We start from the raw sequence: 16835 nt of genomic DNA, 5'->3' as shown, positions 1-16835 counted from the left end.
TTGCAGAAAAGAAACAAGTTTTAAATGACTGTGAATTCCTTCCATTCCTCGGGAAAAAGGGCAAGGTAATTGGTTTGAAGGAATCGGTCATCGATAAGCAGGATGGTTCCAGTATCATTCTCCGAACGAATCAGCCTGCCACCAGCCTGCAACACTTTAATCATTCCAGGAAAGGTATAAGCGTAATCATAGCCACGCTTGCCTACTGAAGTATAATAACGCTTCAATACTTCCCTTTCAAAAGAAAGCTGCGGCAAACCGACTCCTGTTATGGCAACTCCATTCAACCGCTCGCCCGGAAGGTCAACCCCTTCAGAAAATATGCCCCCCATCACTGCGAATCCTACCAGGCTCCGGTTTCTTCCCGTCTGGAAATTGGCAAGGAAGGATTCGCGTTCTTCCTCGCTCATTTGCCGGTTCTGAACGATGACTTCGACATTTTCAGCGGGTCTGAACATTTCAAAAACTCTTTCCATGAAAACATAGGAAGGAAAGAAACAAAAATAGTTGCCAGGCCGTTCTTCAATTAATTCATTTAGTGTATCCGCTATCCGGCTATACGCAGATTCCCTGTCACGGTATCTTGTCGAAGTAGGACTGATAAATAAGTCTATTTGCTCGCTTTGGAATGGGGAGGGAATCGAAACATATTCACCTTCTCCATCGTCACCAAGCATTTCGGTAAAATACTCATGAGGAACAAGCGTTGCTGAAAAAAAGACTTTCGCCCGGTAGCCCTTGCCTGCTTTCTTGATTAAATCCGCGGGATCCAGGCAAAAAATCTTAATGAACATGTCACCATTTTCAAAATAGACATAAAGCAAAAAACGTTCATCAAACAAATTCGCCGCACGTAAAAAATTCTGGGTGGCATAATATGTTTCTATCAGTTCCTCGGATGCTCCCTGGCTCGATAATAAATCTGCTTCAGCTTGTTCAATAAAGTCCTTCAACACGTCGGTCAATTTTTCTGGGAAGTCTTGAAAAATATATTCCTGTTGCCCTGCTGCCTGTTTTTTCGTTGTGATGAAAAACTTATTTACCTCGGACGCCGATTTGGAAAGCCCAGTTTTGGCCCTTTTAGATGCCCTCTTAAGCTCCAGGAAAGCTCTTTTGTTTATAGATGCAGAAAACATTTCCCTTGCCCTGTCTGGAAGGTTATGTGCTTCATCTACCAGAAGGACTGCGTTTTTCTTTTTTTCATCCAGGAGCCTTTTCAATGATACACGGGGATCATAAATATAGTTGTAATCGCAAATCACAATGTCGGCCAGATAAGCCAAGTCAAGTGAGAATTCAAAGGGGCACAAAGTGTGCTTCCTGGCATAAGCTTCTATTACTTCCCGGCCTAATTGGTTTTCGTTATTCTTTATATCAAGGATTGCCCCGTTAAGTCTGTCATAATATCCTTTTGCAAAATCACAAGTATCAGCGGAACAGCCTCCCTGTTCATTAAAGCAGATTTTTTCCTTGGCAGTTAGAGTCACGGACGAAACATGAAGGCCGCAGTTTGCCATATGGGATAAAGCTTCCTCCGCGGCTTTTCTTGTTGTGGTCCTTGCGGTAAGATAAAACACACTCTTTATATAACCCTCGCCTAAAGCTTTGACAGCCGGAAACAGAGTGGAAATGGTTTTCCCTATTCCTGTCGGAGCATTTACAAACAGATTCCCGCCTTCATCCCTGATCGTCCGGAAGACGGATGCGGCAAGTTTTTTCTGGCCTGGCCTAAAGTTCTCATAAGGAAATTCAAGGCATTTCGCACTCGTTAATTTATGCATATCATGCCGAAGGGCCATTTTTGCAAAAGGGGCATAAATCTCCAGCATGCCTGTTACGAATTCGGCCAATTCCGGTTTCGAAAAAGTGGAGGTGAAAAATTTGGTCCTATATGTATTTCTTTCAATATAAGTCAGCCTGATGTCGATCATTTCCAACTCATTAAGGACACATATCATGTAGGCATAACATTTAGCCTGTGCCCAGTGCACGGGATACGATTGCTCTTCGATTTGGTCCAGGCTGGCGGATGTGGATTTTATTTCATCCACAATCGTAACCTGGCCTTCCTGAAGAAGTCCATCACACCTTCCTTCCAAAAAGAAGTCAACTTCCCCGGCGTTTATCTTTAAACGTAATGGAACCTCTTTCTGGTCACCTTCGTTGTATTGTTTTTGGACAAATTGGTGCGCTTTGGTCCCTTCAGTCATTGAGGCGGCTGTTCTGAATCCGAATTCAATGCTGCCGCTCCTGAAAACATATTCAGCAAGTAAACGAGCGGAAATTTTGTATTCTTCCATCCTTATCCCCTTTTCCGAATGTACGTTCCCTCTATGATACCATAATTGAATATAAGAAAAGGGATGGAGAAATTCTTTTCTCCATCCCTTCAATATTATTCCTGTGTATCAGACACAGGGCCATCTTTCTTAATATACTCATAATCCTTCGGATCGATTGGTTTGAATCCATCAGGAGAGTAGAATCTTAATAAATCTTTCAGGACAATTTCATCGGACATTTCGAGTTCGGTTTTTACCCTCTCTGCTTTTTCGGTGCAAAGAGCGTCGTCTTCCAATAATTGTCCAGATGGAGTTTCATAGCACTTCTCGTTCACCTGTGTAACCTCAGGAGATACAAAATCGCCATTCCTGAAACTGACAACCTCGTCATGCGATGGCGACAGAAGGTCAGATCCGAATTCAAGGAAATCCTTCGAGTCTATACCTAGAAGATGAAGCACTGTTGGGCGCACATCAATCTGGCCGCCGAATTTATCAACCTGACCGGCTTTTACGCCAGGCACGTGAATGAAAACAGGTACCCTTTGCAGCTGGGCGTTGACGAAAGGCGTAATTTCCTCGCCCATAACCTGGCTCATCGCCTTATTGTGGTTCTCGGAAATGCCATAGTGGTCGCCATACATGACAACCATCGTATTATCATACAGCCCGCTGGCCTTAAGATCATTGAAGAATTGTTCAATGGCTTCATCCATATAGTTGGCGGACTGGAAGTAATGGTCAACTACGTCATCGCCGGTTGTTCCGGCAGGGAACTCAGTATCGCCCTCATCCATCTCGAACGGGAAATGGTTGGACAGCGTAATGAATTTCGTATAAAACGGCTGTTTTAAACTAGCAAGTAATGGAATGGATTCCTTAAAGAAAGGCTTATCCTTCATGCCATAATTTTTGGTTTCTTCATCCTTCATCGTGTAGTACTCAGCATCGAAAAACTGGTCATACCCAAATGCCTTGTACATGACGTTCCTGTTCCAGAAGGTTTTATAGTTGCCGTGGAAAACCGCTGATGAGTATCCCTGGCCTTTCAGGATAGCAGGAGTTGAATGGAAGGTATTCTGTGCCTTATTGATAAAGACAGAACCTTGCGACATTGGATAAAGTGAATTCTCCATCAGGAATTCAGCGTCAGAAGTTTTCCCCTGCCCTGTCTGGTGGAATACATTTCCGAAATAAAAAGTATTTTGGTCCCTCACCAGCGAGTTCAGGAACGGAGTCACTTCCTGTCCATCGAGCTTGTAATCGATGATAAAACTTTGCAATGATTCTAAAGAAATATAAACCACGTTCATTCCTTTTGCCTTACCGAAGTATTTCGGATCCGGTTCAGAATAGTTCGCGTTCCTGTAGTTTTCGATTTCGGTTATATCACTGCTGTCAGCCAAAGCACGCTGACTTGAAGATTTAATGTTTTGAATCGCATCATAAATGGTAAAGTTGTTAACCCCAAGGTATTTCACAAGATAGGCACGGTCAAACGAGCGGCTAAGCAGCTGTGGGCGGTCCTTTTCAGCAAGGCCAAGGTTGAAAAGAAACACTGTTACCGCGAACAGCATGGCCAGACGGAACGAGCGCCTCCCAGTATCTTTAAACCTTCCATACGCTTTAACTGCAAGGAAAACAAGCAGCACTGTATCCGTAAAGTAAAAAATGTCTGTAACGGACATGAGCGATAAAGCACTGTCGCCAAGCTGGCCTGCGTTTGTTTTTGTCTGCATTAATACAGGGAAGGTGATGAAGTCATTAAAGAACCTGTAATAGACAATATTTGCATAAAGCAAAAATGAAAGGATAAAGTTAGTGATCGTGATGAGCGTGAACTGGATCTTTTTCCGGAAAAGAAGTGCGACCCCGAAAAAGAGCAGCGCGGAACTGATCGGATTAATAAACAGCAGGAATTTCTGCAGGTTATTATCAATCCCTAGGTTAAATTCGATTTGGTAGGCAAAATACGTTTTGAGCCAAAAGAGGATGACTGCCAGGAAGAAAAATGAATATTGCCTGTTCTTCCAGTCTCCTGATAGATTTATTTTTTTCATGTTGATTCTCCTCTCACTTACCGAAAAAGACAGGTAAACGAACCTAGATTACTATAACACAGTTTGGAAAAAAGTTAAAACATAAACTTTGCCAATTAATGGCGAATATTTACCATAATTAACGGCATTTTTACACTTTTTCCAACAATATGCTTTCAAGTTCGCAATCCCTTGCCGCCCTCTCTTCTTCAGTTGCAAGATCATATTTTTTTAGCAGATGAAAAACTTGATTTAACGTTTCCTGATCCCGGCTGGACCCAAGCCTGGCCATAAAACCTTCACGTATATTAGACGGCAAGAAGTCCTTTTGGGTTTCATATTTTTTAAAAACATCTTCAAGTGAGTGGTCAATATTGCATTTTCCCAACTTGATCCCTCCTTTTTTATCACGAAATTTTTTATGTTCAACTGACTTCCGTCTCGTTGGCGGTGCCTGATTTGCCTCTTTTCATATATAAATAAAACAGGAAAAACAAGACAGCGCTCGTAGCCCTGACGGCAGTGGAAATCGACATTGAGATTTCTATATTGCTTGCTTCTAACAGAAATACCCCAAATTGAGGGGCAATAAAACCAATAATCGCCAATAGGACATTATAATTGGCAATATAGGCTGTCCTTGTTTCCTCTTTTGTTACATCCAATAGCTGGTTAAAAAGGACGAGAACGGTTCCGGAAACAAAAAATCCGGAAAGGCCGTTTGCTATTGTCAAATAAATCAAATTGGTTGATAGGATCATCGTCACCGGTGCAATCGCCATACCGAGTGCGACAAGAATCATCATTTTTGTATTGCCATGCTTATCGGCCATTCTCCCCCACCAGGTGAAACTCGCGATTTGCGCAACCTGGTTGGCGACAGTAAAAAGTGAAATCCAGAAACCATTCGCATGAGCATAAGAAATTTGGTAGATACTAAACAGCGGCCAGGCCATTTGCCAGCCGAAATTAAAGTAAAGGCCGGATATAAGGAAAAATAAATACGGCTTGTTAGTGTATGAAGAAAAACGGATTTTGTAGCGTACAGATTTCTCTTTTTTAATTCCCGGTCTTTCCCTGTGTTTGAATATATAGTATACCTCGATTGCCCCAAACAAAAAAGCAAAAAGGAAAAGGAGCTGATATGGAAGAGGATTGGCTATATCAAAAAACCGAAGCCCTAATCCAATCGTGAGCGTCGCAATCATCCCCACTATTGTTAATAATTTGTTCCTTTCACTAAAGAAACCATTTCTCCTATGGTCAGGTATGATATCTCCTATAAAAGACTGCCAGCTCATTATCGCGAAAGACCCCGGAAAGTTCATCAATCCTACAAGAATGACAAAGACCCAGCTTTGGTAACCTTCCGGTACATAAATAACAAAAAACATAAGCAGCAGAAAAAATCTTGTAAATAAGACTGAATAAGCAGTGAACTTTTTCTTTTCACTTAGCCTTCCCATCAAAATTGAGCAAATAAACATGGCAAACATTCCAATAAATTGAGGGAGTGAACTGATTAGCCCTACCTGGTAATTGGTTGCCCCGAGAACACTGATGGCAAAAAGTGAATAATAATTGTTGGTAAGGTTAAGGACGACAGTCGAGGCAATCCCGCTTTTTATACTATATTTTTCATTAAGCTGGACAATCTCTGGCCGATGATTAGGATTCACTTGTTCATCTTCTTTCCTAATATTAAGGCTCGTTAAAGGTGAGTGCTGATTTTCAATAAAGTTGATTGGAACAGAGGGGACTGACTCCGGCGGGATGAAGCGGCACGTGGAGACCCCACAGGCGTCTAGGACGCCGAGGAGGCTCCACGGTCCGCCCCGCGGAAAGCATGTCCCTGGAGTTGATTGGAACAGAGGGGACTGACTCCGGCGGGATGAAGCGGCACGTGGAGACCCCACAGGCGTCTAGGACGCCGAGGAGGCTCCACGGTCCGCCCCGCGGAAAGCATGTCCCCGGAGTGGAAATCAACAATCAAGGATTAAAGAGCATATATTAAAAACTTCCTTTGTTATCATAAACAACGTAATCTGCAGCTGCAATATATATAATAGAAATTTTTATTACATTTTTATCAATATGACAGCGCATTCATTTTTGTATATATAATAGAAGGAATTAGGTATTAGGATATAGGAAGTTAGTTATTTAGTCCTTTATTTGAAGGTATATTTTTTTGAAAATAGCCCTTTCTATTCTCGGTAGGAAACATTTCTATTGGATATTATTTTTTCACGGGGAGAAAAATAACTAGGATGTTATTGAAAAGGAGGATTTTTAATGGAGGCTAATCGTGTCAGACAGATCCTTTCTTCATCCGCAGATATTGAAGTGACTTATAATGGGACTTCAGTTTGGATTGATGAACTTCACCAGGATGGCCAAATGGCGACCGTCCATTTAAGGGGGCCGCTTGAGGAAAGAACGGTCATCGATATTAAGGAACTGAAGGAACAATAGGAAAAAGCCCTGACTGTCAGGGCTTTTTTTACTTTTTGTCTTTATTTCCGCTCTTAATAGATGATGGATGCGGCTGCTCGCTCCCTGTGAGTCCTGTAAGCTCGCTTCTATTATGCGGGCCGAGATCCAATCCAGCACTGGGAGCAATATTTGACATTGGAAGCTGTTCCAATTCCTTTCCTCTTGGCATCACAATCCCTCCTTGCTTTAATTTTGCTCAAAGGGATAACTTTTCAGTGCTTTATTTGCTTGCCAGTTTCTGTAACCCGTTTTTCTGGCTGAAGGTTCATATTTTTTCATTGGCCTTTTTTGCAATATTTCCCTTAAATATGGATAACCTTCATAATTTGTTTGCTTTAAAAGTGCCATCAGCTGCATGATATCATCGAGGGCGCGGTGCTGCTGGCTGCCCGAAATGCCATGTGCCCTTAAAAGTGATAGAAGGCTCCCGCTTTGAAAACCGTATTTCTTCCAAGGGACATTCCGCATCGTACAATACCATTTTAAATCATTTACTTCAGGATACATATGATAGAGAAAGCTTCTGTCGAAAGAAGCATTATGTGCAAGAATCGTGTCCGAGTAGCCGAATAGCTTTTTTATTTTCTCATCATCGAAAATTTTTCCTGCAACAGAGTCGAATGGAATCCCATGCACTCTTTGCGCTCCCGGATAATTCCGGACGGCTGATGCTGAAAGCGGCTCTCTTAAAAACTCGGCTTCTTCCAGTGTATCAACAATTTCACCTGTCTCTTCATCATAAGAAAATAAAATCAGACCAAGTTCAATAATTTCATCCGATCCTGGTTTTAAACCTGTCGTCTCAGTATCTGCCAGCAATCCGGTTTTCAGTCTTTCAGACATTTAATTACCCTCCTGGATATATATCTTCGGAAATATAAAACATATGTACCTATACCCTTAATCAACATCGACGCATTGCGATATTTCTTCTAAATCTGTTAATTTAAGAAGCGCTTTCGATTCTTTTCGATTATACTTTAAAACAAGAAATAGTTTAAGGAGGAAGCCTCGAATGAATAACCATGAAATTGATTACAAAATTTACGGGGATGACATGCAGTTTGTAGAAGTGGAACTAGATCCCCGGGAAACCGTCATCGCGGAAGCCGGCGGGTTAATGATGATGGAAGATGGCATTTCCATGGAAACCATCTTCGGAGACGGAAATTCCGACGGCGGGTTAATGGGTAAACTTTTTTCAGCCGGCAAGCGGATTTTGACTGGGGAAAGCCTGTTTATGACAACATTTACGAATGTAGGGACAGGCAAGCGCCATGTTTCCTTCGCCTCCCCTTATCCTGGCAAAATCATCCCGATGGATTTAAGTGAGCTAGGAGGAAGGATCATTTGCCAGAAGGATGCTTTCCTTGCTGCTGCCCAGGGTGTTTCGATCGGCATAGAGTTCCAACGCCGGATTGGGACAGGCTTTTTTGGAGGAGAAGGCTTCATTATGCAAAAGCTTGAAGGAGATGGCATGGCGTTCATCCATGCTGGTGGCACTATACATAGAAAAGACCTCCAACCTGGTGAAGTACTCCGCGTGGATACAGGCTGCCTTGTTGCCATGACAGCTGGCGTCGACTATAACATCGAATTTGTTAAGGGAGTCAAAACCGCCTTGTTCGGCGGAGAAGGCCTGTTTTTCGCGACTCTGAGAGGCCCGGGTTCTGTTTGGGTGCAGTCACTGCCTTTCAGCCGTCTTGCCAGCAAAGTCTTTGCGGCGATGCCTCAAACTGGCGGATCCAAGGATGAAGGTAGCATTGCAAAAGGGCTCTTCAATTTATTGGATGGCCGCTAATCAAAATAGTTTTTAGTGAAAAATTCTTCTTGTGTTGTATCTTGCTTCATGGTATAGTAATTGAGCGATGAGCTGAATTGTGTAAGCCGGGGAACATTCCATCTGGAACATGCGAATGTGGCGCATGGTTCTCCGCCTCAATACGCAAAAAGGCGCCTGTCAATTGACAGGCGCCTTTTTCTATTCATTTTTGTTTTGCAAGTATGCGAGCATGTCCTCTAGCAACTGGCCGCCGGCAACAATGGCGTCACCGCCGCCTTGGGCGAATTGGAGGTTTCCGCCTCCCCTGCCATTTATGGATGGAAGAAAATGATTGATCAAATCCTTCATATTCCCTTCCGCAACCTCGCCTTTCGCGCAAACAATTTGGAGTTTGCCTCCATTCTCAGATACAAAGACTACTTTGCACTCGGGTGCTTCTGTCACTACCAACCGGGCGAGCTTTTGCAACTCCTGCATTGACCTTTCCTGAAAAACAGCTGACACTGTTTGACCTTCCGCCATTGAGTTTTTAAACAATGCCTTTGCTTCGTAGCCAATTAATTGGTCTTTCGCTTCTTCAAGCTGCTTTTCGAGCTGCGCCTTACTTGTCAAAAGATGCAGCACGGCCTTTTCCATTCCTTCCTGTGGTGCGTTCAGGAGCGGGGATAGTTTTGAAAGAATGCGCTGTTTTCTGGAAAACTGATCAAATGACCTTGCCCCTGCGGTAAAGGTAATACGTGTCTTTTTCTTCTCTTTTTCCGCTCCGAGCACTTTTATCAACCCGACCTGGCCGGTTGATGATGGATGGGTTCCCCCGCAGCCGTTATAGTCGAAATCCGGAATAATAACTAAACGAATATTCTCAGTGACAGACAACTGCTTTCGCAATGGGAGCCGTTGTGCTTCCTCATTCGTCACCCACCTCGTTTCGATCGGACGGTTTTCGAGGACAATTTGATTAGCCAACCTTTCAGCTTCCTCCATGTGACTGTCGTCGAGTGATGTAGTATCTAAATCAATTGTCGATTCTTCTCTGCCAAGATGAAAGCCGACCGTTTTGTAACCGAAAAGCTGCTCGAAGGCGGCCGAAAGGATATGCTGCCCGCTATGCTGCTGCATATGGTCAAATCTCCTATCCCAGTCAAGTACACCAGTCACTTCGGAATCATCCGGGAGTTCCAATTTCGATTCCGGGTAATGGCGGATTTCTCCATCTACCTCTTCCACTCCGACAACGTTTACTCCGTTTAAAGAGCCTGTATCATGGGGCTGTCCGCCGCCTGTCGGGTAAAAGGCTGTTTCGCTCAAAACGATATAGCAGTTCCCCTCTTCCTCCTGCCCCTGCCTTACAAGCCGGGCAGTAAAAGTGTTCTGATATGGATCTTGATAATATATTTTTTCCGCCATTGCAATTCCGCCTTTTATGTAGATTCTTATTATCATGAATGAATTTATCATAACAAAAATGTTCGCGTTTTTCTTATATAAAACAGCCGGATCAGGAGAATATCACATTTGGCGTTTAAAAATGCTGTTTCTTGCAATGCAAAACCCCCGGAGACCGGGGGTTCTATTACATACCGTGGTTATTTAGATCGTCCCTCATCTGATTCATGTGTGACTCGACGTAGGTCCTTTCCATTCCACTCACATGCGCTTCATTTTCCCTTGGATCTGTCACGTTTATTCCGTTCTTTTTATACCACCAGTCAGCAAGGAAACCCACTCCGATTAGAACAGCCGAAAATATTAAAATTACCCAGATCAGCATGTTATCACCCCTTAGGAATTCGTGGTTTTGACATTCTATTTTTAAGCACAGGTGCATGAATCCTTTGAGAAAAGCTTTTTATTATATATTATACAGTTTATCATCAAGAAAGATAAAGAATTTTCCAACCATTAGGTCACGCAATTTTCATTATTTGCTCATCATTGAGCAAGTAGTTCCCGTTATAATTAAAAGTAGAAAATAAGAATAGATTGGGTGGTTGATCATGGCAAAACTACTTTACATTTCCGCGAACCCTAAGGGTCCTACAAAATCGAAAGGAATGCAAATTGGCGACGCTTTTCTTCAGTCCTTCCTGGAAGCCCGGCCGGATACTGAAATCCGCAAAATTGACCTTTTTGATTTCGACATGGCCCGGATGGATGCCGACCTGATATCGGCGCGCGGCAAACTGGCCGGCTACGGAAAATCATTTGACGATCTGACAGAGCAGGAAAAAACCAAAATTCTGAAGATGCATCAGCTTGCAGATGAGTTTATTGAATATGATTATTATGTATTTGTTTCGCCGTTATGGAATCTAAGCTCTCCCGCGGTATTAAAAACCTTCCTCGATAACCTTTTTGTCACCGGCAAAACCTTCGTCCATACCGCGAATGGTCCTAAAGGGCTGCTGGCTGGCAAAATCGCTATTCATATCCAGACGAGAGGCGGCCTTTATACCGGAATGCCAATGGAGGATTTTGAATCCGGTGATCGTTATTTAAAGATTGCTCTCCGCTTCCTCGGCATCGAGGTGCTTGATTCTGTGATCGCCGAAGGCCTTGATGCCTTCCCACAAAAAGTTCCTGAAATTGTAGCTGAGGCCAAAGTCAAAGCCATCGCAGCAGCTAAGGAAATGGCTCAAGAATCTGTTGAAGTATAAAAAAAACCGGTCTCCATCCAAATTGGAGGCCGGTTTTTCTATTTCCAATTTATTGTTTCGAAGCCTGCCACTTCACTTTTACGTAAATCCCGAAACGATTTTCACTTATTACTGCACTCCGACTTTTCCGCCAGTTTTGCAAAAATCATCTTGTTCAGCCTAGGAGCAAGCTGAAACATGATCGTACCGATTATTGCGATTACCAGGATGTAGATACCAGCAAAAATTTTTAATGGACCAACTGCAATCCCGGCCATGATAACAGAAAATTCCCCTCGTTGTGTGAGCGAAAGGCCCGCCCTCAATGATTCCCGTTTTGATAGTCCGTACCAACGCCCTCCGAAGAAGCCGACTGCAATTTTATGAATGACTGACCAAATAATCAGTACAACAAGCAATGGCAAATATGGGATATCTGAAGTAAGTTCGATGTTCATCCCGAAATCGAGGAAGAAAAAAGGCAAAAAGATATTCCTGACCGGCAATGTAACCTTGAAAATTTTATCTTTAACCTTAACATCCGCGACCATTAGTCCGGCTAAGAAAGCCCCTATCACTTCGGATAGGCCAAGGAGGATAGCGAACCCACTATAGGTTAAAGCGATGCCGGCAATCAGAACAATAAACGAATCATCATGCGCAATTTTTGCAAAACGATGCTCAAGCTTTTTAAAGAGAAACTTGCTAAAGAATATCGCCATTCCGGCTAAGAAAGTAATTTTGACAAAGATAAGCAAAAAATCAAGTGGTGTAAAGCCTTTTCCATGCAAACCAATCAAAAGGGTCAGAAGGATCGGCGCTATTAGATCTTCAAAAATAAGAATGAGGAGAATAAATTCTGATTCATTGTGCTCAGAACGGTTTTTATCCTCAATCAGCTTTGCAGTAATGGAGGAAGAAGTCGCATAGACTATTCCTCCCACTAATAGTCCCTGCACCCAATCAAGACCAAAAAATATTGAAATCCAGGCAGTAATGCCAATCCCCAGAACCGCATCGAGAACCCCGGCTTTCCAGACCTTCCTGCTGCTGGAGCCGAGCTTTTTAAGTGGAAACTTCATCCCGAGGAGAAAAAACAAGAGGACTAGACCTATTTCACCGGCAGTGCCAATTACTTTCGTTTCATCGAATAATGGCGATATGCAGATACCCAGAAGGATAAACAGCAGGATATCCGGTATTTTTAACATTTTCAGGCCAATAACCCCGACACTGAATAAAACTAATAGGAACAGGCCGAATGCAAGTGTTAAGTTCATCGAAAACCACCTTTGCAAAAAACGTCTCATTCCTATGTACCCGGATAAAACTTCCATCATGCGAAATCCAGCAAGCCTTTATGCCGGGAATGATTGGCAATTTGGGGCTAAAGAACAAAATGCGCAAGCGCCTTGGTCAGCCCCGACCAGCATAAGACGGAGCCCGGAGGACGGGCCTGCCCTCCGGAGGGATATGGCTTATGACCTCGAGGGGCTAGGCGCTGGAGCTGGATTCAAATAACTTGTCTCAAGTTATACACACAGTAATATTTTATAGTTTCCTATACAATAAAAAAGGCCCTTCAAAGGACCTTTATTCAATGGATATCTTTCTTTTTAAAACGTCCCCCGCGCACTTCTGAGATATCACCAAGCGCAAGGAAGGCAGTATTGTCAAACCCTTGGACGATATCTTTTAATTTCGCTTCCTCAAGCCGTGTAATGACACAGAATATGACCTTTTTATTATCCCCTGAAAACGCGCCTTCACCATCAAGATAAGTCACCCCGCGGCCGAGGCGGTGAAGGATGGCATCGCCGATTTCCTGGTAATGGTCGCTGATAATCCAGGCTGATTTGGATTCTTCAAGGCCTTCGACCACAACGTCAATCGTCTTGAAGGCAATGACGTAAGCAAGGATTGAGTACATCGCACGGTCCCAGCTGAATACGAATCCAGCAGCGCCGAGAATAAAGATGTTAAAGAACATAATAATTTCCCCTACGGAAAAAGGGGTTTTTCTAGTTATCAAGATCGCGAGAATCTCTGTCCCGTCGAGGGCTCCCCCATAGCGGATGACAAGGCCCACACCTATACCCAGCACCATGCCTCCAAACACAGAAGCGAGCAGAATATCATCTGTAAAAGCAGGAACTGGATGGAAAAGTGCCGTGAACACTGACAGAGCGGCGATTCCGAAAATAGTGGAAATGGCAAAAGTTTTGCCCATCTGTTTATACCCTAGGTAAAAGAATGGAATGTTGAGGATAAAAATAAACAAACCGAGGCTCTTGCCTGTAACGTGGGAAAGCATGATGGAGACGCCGACAATACCGCCGTCAATAACGTTATTCGGGACAAGAAATATTTCCAGCCCGACCGCTGTCAGAACAGCCCCGATAAATATTCCAATAGCCCTCCCAAGAACCTGGACCCTGGTCAGGCGTCTATGTGCTGGTTTCATTTGTACCAAATCTGTCATCCATTGACCTCCTTTCTTTGCATATCTCCATTATACCGTAACCTTGCCTGTCCTACCCGGGCAAATGCCTAGATTCGGCAAAGTTTTTTGGGCTATAGGGCAGACGGCTGGAAAATCGAAAATAGATGGTTTATTCTAGTGGAAATAGGTGATAACAGTAATGGGTACTTTTAAAGGAGGCGGGAGCATGGAAAACAAAAAAGAAATCAGGTATTGCGAAAACTGCCAAAAGGAAACAGAGCATCTTGCCCTCGAAGACTCACTGGAAATCGAATATCACTGTTCAATCTGCGGACAAAACACAGAAGTTTACAAAAGTTATTTTTGATTTATTTGGGAGGCCAGCCTTTGCGGCGCCTCCCCTTTTTACTTTACCCTAGCCGTTGTTAAGGCGACTTTTATTATTCATGAGATCTGCAAGAGTTGCCTGGCTATTGGGCTAAAAATGATGGCTTAGATCCTTAGCGACGCTGGGCAATTGTTCATCCGGTCACTAAAGGCTGACTTAGAGCTCGAACAGCGTTGGCTGAATGGTCCTTCGGTCACTAAAGGGCGACTTAGTGCCCGAACAGCAGTGGCTGAATGCTTCTTCGGTCACTAAAGGCCAACTTAGTGCCCGAACAGCAGTGGCTGAATGCTTCTTAGGTCACTAAAGGGCGACTTAGAGCCGGAACAGTGCCGAGTGTTTCTTCGGTCACTAAAGGCCGACTTAGTGCCCGAACAGCAGAGGCCGAATGCTTCTTCGGTCACTAAAGGGCGACTTAGAGCCCGAACAGCGGCGGCCGAGTGCTTCTTCGGTCACTAAAGGCCAACTTAGTGCCCGAACAGCAGTGGCTGAATGCTTCTTCGGTCACTAAAGGGCGACTTAAAGCCCGAAAAGTGATGGCCGAGTGCTTCTTCGGTCACTAAAGGCCGACTTAGTGCCCGAACAGCAGTGGCTGAATGCTTCTTCGGTCACTAAAGGGCGACTTAGAGCCCGAACATAGGTGGCCAAATTGTCCTTCGGGTTCTAAAGATATACTTTCCAGCCAAATTGCAACTGTCTCACCATCTCTGGGCATCCTTTAAATTAATATCAATAGAAGATTAATTTTTTTGCAAAATACATTTGACGAATTACTATCAAAGAGCTATAATAATTTTTGTGCCATAACAAAAGTGCTTCTTTAATTAAATATGTCCCAGTAGCTCAGTAGGATAGAGCAACAGTTTCCTAAACTGTAGGTCGGAGGTTCGAATCCTTTCTGGGACGCTCAAAAAACCCTTGTATTTCAAGGGTTTTTTTATTTGCCCGGAATTCAATAGCTGATTAGCTTCACCGTCTAAAGCTTTCCTTCTTTAAATTTGGCTTGTGGACCAAGAATTTCTGCTCCCTCTGCGAGTAATGCAGGTATATCAAAAAAGTGGATGCGACCCAAGCCGAATAACCTTCTGCCTCCAAACAAACAATATCCCTATACTATTTGAGGAGGTTAGTCATGGAAACCATTGATCCGAAAGATATAAAAGCCGGCGATGAAGTTTATGTCATTTACAATAACCCCCATACCCCTACTGTTGCCAATATCCGCCCTGCGGAAATAGTCAGCCACCCTAAAGATCCGAACGCCCTCGCTTTGTTTCTGAATGAAACCTTCCATGTCATCGAAGACAGCGATGCGCTCTTTGCTACTGAGGAAGCCGCGGAACAGGCTTTTAACGAGCATTATAGCTAAAATAGCTATCCTGCCGAATATTTTTTCCTTCTTCTACTAATCCTATTATGGGAGGTGATTGTATGGAAAACAGGAACAACCGCCAGGATAACAACAACCGTGACAATAACGGTGGCATGATGGACAAAATTGGACAGGCAATTGAAAATGTGGTCGATACTGTGACTGGCGATAAACAGAACAATGGCCAACAAAAAGGCCGAAAAAATAACAACCGATAGTATTTGCGAACGCCATTCAGTTGGCGTTTTCTTTTGAAAGTAAATGGGGCTGCCAGATGGCAGCCCCTCAATTCATTTAAACTTAACATGGATGATGACGGCTTCAGATCTTGTACCGATTCTGAGTGCCGGCCCCCAAGTGCCGAATCCGGAAGAAACGACCGAGTGCAGTTTCCCCTTTTTTAAATAACCCCAATCGTTTTCATAAATCCTTTTCGTTATGAACTGGGCCGGGGCAATTTGTCCGCGGTGGGTATGGCCCGATACGAGCAAATCTACGCCATTCTTTTCAGCTTCATCCAATGCGATTGGCTGGTGGTCCATAAGGATGACTGGCTTGGAAAGATCTGCGTCCGCCATAAAGCTTCCTAGGGCGGATCTGCTATGGTCGGTTGGATCCTTCCTTCCGGCGAGTGTGACGAGTCCGTCAACGTCAATCACTTCATCCTGAAGGACGATTATCCCCGCTTTTTCCATTTCCTTTACGATCTGCTCCTTGTCGCCCCCGTAATAATCATGGTTGCCCAAAACGGCATATACGCCCATCGGAGCGTGGAGTTTATTCAGGGTGCCCCCCATTCCCTTTTTCAAAAACGGTTTTATGTAATCATCAATTAAATCGCCAGGTATTAGGATGAGATCAGGTTTTTCTTTATTTGCAATAGAAACAAAGCGGTTCAAATGCTTTTTGCCCACAATAGAACCTAAATGAAAATCCGAGGCCATTAATATTTTTAACTCTTGCCTTTCGGCGGGCTTATCGATTTTCACCTCATAAGTTCGTACAACCGGGCTCCATGCATTAAAAGTACCTACAGCGAAAATAATCGCATAAAATGCGATGACACCTACTCCAATCCAATAAACGCCTCTTCTTTTCAAAACGAAAACGCCAAGGTTGATGATGGGCAAAATCAAAACGCTGTACCCGACAATCACCATCCAATAGCCGCCAATCAGGCTGAGGAATGGAATCGGGATGAATCTACCTGCGAACAGCGATATGGACAGGAATACGATAAGAATGATATAGGGAATTTTATATTTAGTAAGCGGCTTGTTCAACCTCAGCCAAGCCCAGCCGTTGTAGCCAATATAAATGCAAATTAGCGCATAAATGAGAAGAGCAGCCATAATGGCCGCGGCAAAAGTCCATGACATAATTGGAGTTCCTTTACAAA

Annotated in this window: 17 protein-coding genes and 1 tRNA gene; 7 read left to right on the top strand and 11 right to left on the bottom strand. The window is 43.6% G+C overall.

Features of this window, described 5'->3' with window-relative positions:
- Positions 1–20: 20 nt before the first annotated feature.
- The 4 genes from BN1002_RS10480 to BN1002_RS10465 form a co-directional block, all read right to left on the bottom strand.
- Positions 21–2300, bottom strand: a complete 2280-nt coding sequence (locus BN1002_RS10480; protein WP_048824980.1) for an ATP-dependent DNA helicase — start codon at positions 2298–2300, stop codon at positions 21–23.
- 95 nt (positions 2301–2395) lie between these two features.
- Complete coding sequence (locus tag BN1002_RS10475) at positions 2396–4342, bottom strand: lipoteichoic acid synthase (RefSeq protein ID WP_048824979.1); 1947 nt, start codon at positions 4340–4342, stop codon at positions 2396–2398.
- 130 nt (positions 4343–4472) lie between these two features.
- Positions 4473–4709: a hypothetical protein gene (locus BN1002_RS10470; protein ID WP_048824978.1), complete on the bottom strand. Its 237-nt coding sequence runs from the start codon at positions 4707–4709 to the stop codon at positions 4473–4475.
- Between the two features lie 37 nt (positions 4710–4746).
- Positions 4747–6000, bottom strand: coding sequence for an MFS transporter (locus BN1002_RS10465; RefSeq protein WP_052445633.1), 1254 nt, complete (start codon positions 5998–6000; stop codon positions 4747–4749).
- 616 nt (positions 6001–6616) lie between these two features.
- Here BN1002_RS10465 and BN1002_RS10460 point away from each other — a divergent pair.
- Entirely contained in the window at positions 6617–6796 is a 180-nt protein-coding gene (locus BN1002_RS10460) for an H-type small acid-soluble spore protein (protein WP_048824977.1), read from the top strand.
- Positions 6797–6824: 28 nt separating this feature from the next.
- Here the strand turns inward: BN1002_RS10460 and BN1002_RS24060 are convergent, their stop codons facing one another.
- A complete protein-coding gene (locus BN1002_RS24060; RefSeq protein ID WP_048824976.1) occupies positions 6825–6986 on the bottom strand; it encodes a hypothetical protein in 162 nt (53 codons plus the stop codon).
- A 17-nt stretch (positions 6987–7003) separates the two neighbouring features.
- On the bottom strand, positions 7004–7660 hold the full coding sequence (locus BN1002_RS10450) for an exonuclease domain-containing protein (protein ID WP_048824975.1): 657 nt from the start codon (positions 7658–7660) through the stop codon (positions 7004–7006).
- 172 nt (positions 7661–7832) lie between these two features.
- Between BN1002_RS10450 and BN1002_RS10445 the strand changes: the two genes are divergently transcribed.
- Positions 7833–8618 carry a TIGR00266 family protein gene (locus BN1002_RS10445; RefSeq protein ID WP_048824974.1) on the top strand — a complete coding sequence of 262 codons (786 nt, stop codon included), beginning with the start codon at positions 7833–7835 and terminating at the stop codon, positions 8616–8618.
- 180 nt (positions 8619–8798) lie between these two features.
- Here BN1002_RS10445 and BN1002_RS10440 read toward each other — a convergent pair whose 3' ends face one another.
- Together BN1002_RS10440 and BN1002_RS10435 are read right to left on the bottom strand one after the other, a co-directional pair.
- On the bottom strand, positions 8799–10007 hold the full coding sequence (locus BN1002_RS10440) for a serine-tRNA(Ala) deacylase AlaX (protein ID WP_048824973.1): 1209 nt from the start codon (positions 10005–10007) through the stop codon (positions 8799–8801).
- A 166-nt stretch (positions 10008–10173) separates the two neighbouring features.
- A complete protein-coding gene (locus BN1002_RS10435) occupies positions 10174–10371 on the bottom strand; it encodes a hypothetical protein (protein WP_148362761.1) in 198 nt (65 codons plus the stop codon).
- Positions 10372–10597: 226 nt separating this feature from the next.
- Between BN1002_RS10435 and BN1002_RS10430 the strand changes: the two genes are divergently transcribed.
- Positions 10598–11257, top strand: coding sequence for an FMN-dependent NADH-azoreductase (locus BN1002_RS10430; RefSeq protein ID WP_048824972.1), 660 nt, complete (start codon positions 10598–10600; stop codon positions 11255–11257).
- A gap of 101 nt (positions 11258–11358) precedes the next feature.
- On the opposite strand, the gene BN1002_RS10425 is transcribed toward BN1002_RS10430, so the two are convergent.
- Both BN1002_RS10425 and BN1002_RS10415 read right to left on the bottom strand, forming a co-directional pair.
- Positions 11359–12516 carry a cation:proton antiporter gene (locus BN1002_RS10425; protein WP_048824971.1) on the bottom strand — a complete coding sequence of 386 codons (1158 nt, stop codon included), beginning with the start codon at positions 12514–12516 and terminating at the stop codon, positions 11359–11361.
- A gap of 317 nt (positions 12517–12833) precedes the next feature.
- Positions 12834–13718, bottom strand: coding sequence for a YitT family protein (locus BN1002_RS10415; protein WP_048824969.1), 885 nt, complete (start codon positions 13716–13718; stop codon positions 12834–12836).
- A 187-nt stretch (positions 13719–13905) separates the two neighbouring features.
- Between BN1002_RS10415 and BN1002_RS24055 the strand changes: the two genes are divergently transcribed.
- The 4 genes from BN1002_RS24055 (at position 13906) to BN1002_RS23710 (ending at position 15654) form a co-directional block, all read left to right on the top strand.
- A complete protein-coding gene (locus BN1002_RS24055) occupies positions 13906–14046 on the top strand; it encodes a hypothetical protein (protein WP_197072777.1) in 141 nt (46 codons plus the stop codon).
- 850 nt (positions 14047–14896) lie between these two features.
- A tRNA-Arg gene (locus BN1002_RS10410) sits at positions 14897–14970 on the top strand.
- 226 nt (positions 14971–15196) lie between these two features.
- Positions 15197–15433 (top strand): transcriptional regulator SplA domain-containing protein, encoded by a 237-nt coding sequence (locus tag BN1002_RS10405; protein ID WP_048824968.1) that lies wholly within the window; start codon positions 15197–15199, stop codon positions 15431–15433.
- A gap of 62 nt (positions 15434–15495) precedes the next feature.
- The gene (locus BN1002_RS23710) at positions 15496–15654 is read left to right on the top strand and encodes a hypothetical protein (protein ID WP_156129711.1); all 159 of its coding nucleotides are present in this window, start codon (positions 15496–15498) and stop codon (positions 15652–15654) included.
- Positions 15655–15726: 72 nt separating this feature from the next.
- Here BN1002_RS23710 and BN1002_RS10400 read toward each other — a convergent pair whose 3' ends face one another.
- Complete coding sequence (locus BN1002_RS10400; RefSeq protein ID WP_048824967.1) at positions 15727–16815, bottom strand: metallophosphoesterase; 1089 nt, start codon at positions 16813–16815, stop codon at positions 15727–15729.
- Positions 16816–16835 lie beyond the last annotated feature (20 nt).

This window comes from Bacillus sp. B-jedd, assembly GCF_000821085.1.
Lineage (GTDB): Bacteria > Bacillota > Bacilli > Bacillales > Cytobacillaceae > Bacillus_D.
Note: the sequence above shows the minus strand (reverse complement) of the source record. Positions and strands in the feature narration are given on the sequence as shown.